The sequence below is a fragment of the uncultured Demequina sp. genome (assembly GCF_913055775.1).
GTDB lineage: Bacteria > Actinomycetota > Actinomycetes > Actinomycetales > Demequinaceae > Demequina.
This window is the reverse complement of the sequence record NZ_CAJXJX010000163.1, coordinates 1-4907: the sequence shown is the minus strand read 5'-3', so window position 1 is coordinate 4907 and position 4907 is coordinate 1. Positions and strand designations below refer to the sequence as shown.

The following is a 4907-nucleotide window of genomic DNA, read 5'->3' as shown; positions in this document are numbered from 1 at the left end:
CAGAGATGGCGCGGCGGTCCGTCGTTCGGCAGGGCCTCGCCGGTGCCGAGCTTCACGGTCAGGACGCGGCCGGCGATACGCTTATCCGTCGTCAGGCGGGAAAGCCCGGTGACGCGTCCCGGAGCCTCGTGGCGGTCCAGCGCATCGGAGACCGCGGGCGTGTCGAGGCGTTGCAGCCGTTCGACGATTTCATCCACCGCCATGGCTATTCCGCCGCCTCGGCGACGAGGCCGGTCCGGCCGTCCCAGACGTCGGCGGGGACGAGGGCGAAACCCTCCATCAGCCGCCGGGTCGTGCGCAGCAGCGCGGCGCGTTCGATCGTCGGCACGCCGTCGACCGACTCGCCGGTCTCGAGCTCGACCGAGAACTCGCCGGACGGATGCTCGACCGAGATCAGCTTGGGGTTGCCGTCGGGCACTTCCGCGATGTCGTAGGCGGTCGACCCGGGAAGGACGCAGGCCGTTCCCACCGTCACCGCCGCGAGCACGCCGATGGAGGCGTGACAGACGTGCGGGATGAAGCAGCGCGTGTTGATCGTGCCGCCGTGCGCGGGCGGGGAGACGAGGCACATCTTGGGGACGACCTTTTCCGTGACGTCGCCGAGGTTCATCGCCTCGCCGATCTGGAGACGGATGGACTCGATCTTCTTCTTCACGTCCTCGGCGGCATTGAGCTCGTCGCGGCTTTCGTATCCGGTCGCGCCGACATCTTGCGCTTTGAGAAGAACGACCGGCATCCCGTTGTCGATGCAGGTTATTTTCACGCCGTCGACCTCGTCCACGACGTTACCGGTCGGCAGCAGCGAGCCGCAGGCCGACCCCGCGGTATCGAGGAAATCGATCATCACGGGGGCGGACGTGCCGGGCGCGCCGTCGATGCGGGCGTCGCCGTCGTAACTGACGATGCCGCCGGGCGTCTCGATATGCGCGTCGCACAGGTTGCCCGAATTGACCATGTGGATGCGCACCGTGGTCCGCCCGTCCGCGGCGTCGATCAGCCCGTGCTCCAGCGCGAAGGGCGCGACGCCCGCCAGCATGTTGCCGCAGTTGGGGGTGACGTCGACCATCGGCTGGTCGACCTTCACCTGGCAGAACAGGTAGTCGAGGTCGACGCCCGGCGTGGACGACCTGCTTACGATCGCGACCTTGCTGGTCAGCGGATCGGCGCCGCCGAGCCCGTCGATCTGGCGGACGTCGGGCGAGCCCATCACGGCGAGAAGCACCCGGTCGCGCAGCGCCGGGTCCGACGGCAGGTCGGACGCAAGGAAATAGGGACCCTTGGAGGTGCCGCCCCGCTGGATGACGCAGGGGATTTTCGTCTGTCTGGTCATGATCGTAACCGGGATGTCTCTGATCCCGGGATCATACCGTCCCGCCGGGCGGGCGCAAACAGGGAGAGCGGCTTATCCGGCCGCCGAAATTGACGTGTCGCGGCTCTCCGCGGCGAGCATGGAGGCCACCAGCATGGCGGCGAAGCGGTCCTGGCCGTCCGCGCTGAGATGGGCGTCGTCGTAGCGGTAGTCCGCGCCCAGCAGATCGGTGTTGGGTCCCGCGTAGATGCCGGCGCGCGGGTTCACGATCCCGCTCTGCGCCGCAAGGATCGCCGGGTTTGTCTGGCCGAGGCGGTAGCTCGCCTGGCAGACGAAAATCGGGGCGTCGACGCCGCGGTCGCGCAGGCCGTCTCCGACGGCCGTCACCAGAGCAGGGCCCGAGTCGCGCATGTCCCGGCCGATCACGACCTCGGTCTCGCCGTCGGGGAGCACCACCGCATCGGCGAACGCAGCGCCGATCGCACGGGCGACCTCCGGCGTGAGCGTCTCGCCCACGATGCCGCGTACGTCATAGGACTTGATGAGGGCGCTGAGGTCTGGGCGTGTCTTCACGCGCCCAGAGTAACGGGGTTTCAGGCGTCGCCGGAGACCACGCGGAGGTGCCCGCGCCGGGGTTCGGACGCGAGCGGCGGGGCCGGGGGCGCAGCGGGGACCCGCGGCCTGCCAGCCTCGCGGACGGCACGCGCCAGCGCGTCGAGATCGTCGGGGCTCGGGCCGGAGTCCACGAACTCCTGGTGGATGTGGACGACGTCCCAGCCTCGCGGCGCGGAGAAGCGCTCCGCGTGCTGAGCGCACAGGTCGTAACTGTGCGGCTCCGCCTGGGCGGCGAGCTGGCCCACCACGACCGTCGAGTCCGCGTAGACGTACGTGAGCGTCGCCGCCGCGGGGCGGTCGCAGGTGGTGCGGGAGCACTGTCGCGTCGACTTCACGCCAGGGACGCTACCCGTGCCGCCGTGCCGCGACAGGGTGCCACGCCGGGCGGGGGTAGCGTGACCCTCATGACGCGCAGGGATCGCCACGGCCGCGGCCTGCGCGCGCCCCTGCTCCCCTACGACGCCCCGGCCTACCGCTCGAGGTCGGAGTCCTTCGACGACGAGGTCCGCGCCGCCGCCGAACGGCTCGAGCCGCGGGGGAGCCGGAGGGGGGGGCGCATCGACTTCGCAGCCGAGGACGTGCCGCCGTCGGACCCCACGCCCTGGGAGCACGGGGTCCCCCTCGGCGCCGTATTCCCGGCGGATCTGGGACAGCCCACCCGCGTGGTGCTCTACCGCAGGCCCATCGAACTGCGCGCGGACGTCGACGCGGTGCCGACCCTCATCCGGGACGTCCTCGCCGAACAGGTGGGCGCCGTGGTGGGGCGGGCCCCCGACGAGGTCGATCCGGACTACGGCGCCGCCGGATAGGCGCCGATCCCCACCTCGACCTCGCGCGCCTCGAGCTCCGTCACCACTGGCTCGATCGTGGTGAGGAACCCGGCCTGCTCGTCCTCCAACAGCAGCGCCCACGAGAACGGCTGGTCACTGGCGAGGACGGTGCCCGGCGGGAAATCGAGCGCGAGCGACGCCACCGTGTCCGCGGTGACGGCGATCTCGACGGTCTCACCGCCCGCGTCGAGCACCAGCGTTCCGTCGCCGCCGGCCGCGACGAGAGTGATGTCGCCCTCAGGGACCACGACGGCGCGCTCGCGCACGTCGCCCGTGACCTGGCCCGCGGTGAACGCGTGATCGAGAGCGACGGCGTCCTGGCCGACGGCCGACTCCCTCGCGACCGTGGCGCGCAGTCCGGCCACCACGGGCTCGGTGGCCTCGATGCGCACCGCCGCGAGTCCCACGTCGGGCAGCCGGAGATCGGCCAGCACCCCCGGCTCCAGTTCGAGCTCGTCTTCGTCGAGCCACGCCTGCGTTCCGTCAGCTGTCAGCAGCGTGATGCTCGCCTGGGCGCCGTCAGGCGCCAGGAGCGACAGGGTCGCCGGGGCCGATGCGGTGGCGGGGCCGGCGATGGGCACCGTCAGTTCGGTCGCGGCGGGCCCGGCGACGATCCAGTCGGTGCCCGCGGCCGTGAAGCCGTCCAGGCGGGAGTCCTGCAGCGCTGCGGAGATGCCGACGCCCTCGGCGCGCACATGGATGGCGACGGCCGGCAGATCCGGCGCGATCGCCTCGAGGAGGATCGCCTCCTGGCCGCCCGGACCCACGAGCACCGAGGGCGACTCGTCTGCGATGCCCACCGGACCATGGATGTCGACGTGGACGCGGACAGCCGACGCGGTGGGGTTGGTCAGCACCAGCCGGGCACTGGCACCCAGGGCCGTCGAGCCGCCCACCAGCCACTGGTCGCGCTCCGGCGCGGCGCAGCCCAGGCCCGCCAGGCCCGCGATGTCACCCGAGCCGATCCGCTCGACCGCGACCGCCTGCGAGTCCTCGACCGCGGCGCCACCGAGGTCGCCCTCGAGCATCTCGCCGTCCGGCGTGATCGCGTACGCGACGTCGGTCGACCCGGAGTCGAGCTCGGCGTCTCCCGACACGATCGCGCCGACCGGGATCGCGAGCCTGCCAGGACAGCCCAGCGGCTGGCGCGCCGGGTCCACGCTGATCAGCGTCGACGACCCTGGCTCGTCGACCGCGCTCGGGGACGACAGCGTGGCGGCGCCCGCGAGGGCGATCAGTCCCAGCACCATGGCGAGGATGCGCATCGTCACCACTCCTCTCGCCTGGCACGCCGCGACGGCAGGGGAATCGCGGCGAGCAGCGACCACAGCACGACCGCGACGCTCGCCCAGAACCACACGCGGTACTCCCGGTCGTCGTACTCGACGTGCACGTCGCCGCCGCTGGCCAGCACGAACGTCTGCCGGCCGTGCTCGTCGGGGACACCCGCCACCTCCTCGCCGTCGACAGTCGCGCGCCACGCACCGTCGTAGGCCACCGCCAACGTGAGTGTTCCCTCTCCAGGCACGGTCCACTCGAGAGCGGAGCGCCCCATCGGGACCGGTTGGCTCCTGCCTTCTTCCACGAAGGTCGCCACGCTCACGCGGTCGTCACCCTCAGCGGCGCCGATGCGCCACGACGTTCCACGGTCGGCTGAGCCCATCAGCCTCAGCGCGGCGTTCTGCGCGAGCACGTCCGCGACCTGGTCCGCACCTGGCGCGGCGACGATCACGCCGATGCCCCAGCGCGCGAGATCGTCGACGTCGCTCGTGCCGCCGAGCACCAGGCTGCCGACGACGTCGCCCAGCACCGCGGGCCCGGCGACGGGGAGCGCCTCCGGGAGCCGCACCGCCGGCAGGTCCTGGTCCACGAGAGTGCCGGCGGTGGACAGGATCTCGCTGCCGTCGGTGCCGAGCACCGTGTACGTGACGCCGGACTCGGTCTCGTCGACGACGAGCACGCGCTGGCGGAGCTCGGCCTGCTGCTCGAGCGCGGCCACGAGAGGGAGGACATCCGTCTCGACGGGCTCGACGTCTCCTGCCGCCTCGCGCCCTGGCCAGGCCAGTCCGGTGGCAGCTCCTGCCACCACGACTCCCGCGACGACCACGCCCAGCCCGGCCAGGATCAGCGGGATGGTGAGCCATTGTCCCATG

Annotated in this window: 7 protein-coding genes; 1 reads left to right on the top strand and 6 read right to left on the bottom strand. The window is 71.9% G+C overall.

Annotated features, from left to right (window positions below):
* From QZ483_RS12690 to QZ483_RS12675, 4 genes are all read right to left on the bottom strand, one after another.
* Positions 1 to 203 (bottom strand): hypothetical protein (locus QZ483_RS12690; RefSeq protein ID WP_297084560.1); only part of this gene is annotated, 203 nt, incomplete at its 3' end.
* 2 nt (positions 204 to 205) lie between these two features.
* Positions 206 to 1330 (bottom strand): 4-oxalomesaconate tautomerase, encoded by a 1125-nt coding sequence (locus QZ483_RS12685; protein ID WP_297084557.1) that lies wholly within the window; start codon positions 1328 to 1330, stop codon positions 206 to 208.
* A gap of 72 nt (positions 1331 to 1402) precedes the next feature.
* Positions 1403 to 1882 (bottom strand): hypothetical protein, encoded by a 480-nt coding sequence (locus QZ483_RS13625; protein WP_367117113.1) that lies wholly within the window; start codon positions 1880 to 1882, stop codon positions 1403 to 1405.
* 20 nt (positions 1883 to 1902) lie between these two features.
* Entirely contained in the window at positions 1903 to 2259 is a 357-nt protein-coding gene (locus QZ483_RS12675) for a DUF3499 domain-containing protein (RefSeq protein ID WP_297084556.1), read from the bottom strand.
* Positions 2260 to 2328: 69 nt separating this feature from the next.
* On the opposite strand from QZ483_RS12675, the gene QZ483_RS12670 reads away from it, so the two are divergent.
* On the top strand, positions 2329 to 2733 hold the full coding sequence (locus QZ483_RS12670; protein WP_297084553.1) for a metallopeptidase family protein: 405 nt from the start codon (positions 2329 to 2331) through the stop codon (positions 2731 to 2733).
* Here QZ483_RS12670 and QZ483_RS12665 read toward each other — a convergent pair.
* Both QZ483_RS12665 and QZ483_RS12660 read right to left on the bottom strand, forming a co-directional pair.
* Positions 2715 to 4019, bottom strand: coding sequence for a DUF5719 family protein (locus QZ483_RS12665; protein ID WP_297084562.1), 1305 nt, complete (start codon positions 4017 to 4019; stop codon positions 2715 to 2717). The genes QZ483_RS12670 and QZ483_RS12665 overlap by 19 nt on opposite strands.
* Before the next feature lie 2 nt (positions 4020 to 4021).
* Positions 4022 to 4907: hypothetical protein (locus QZ483_RS12660; protein WP_297084551.1), on the bottom strand; the 886-nt coding region annotated here is incomplete at its 5' end.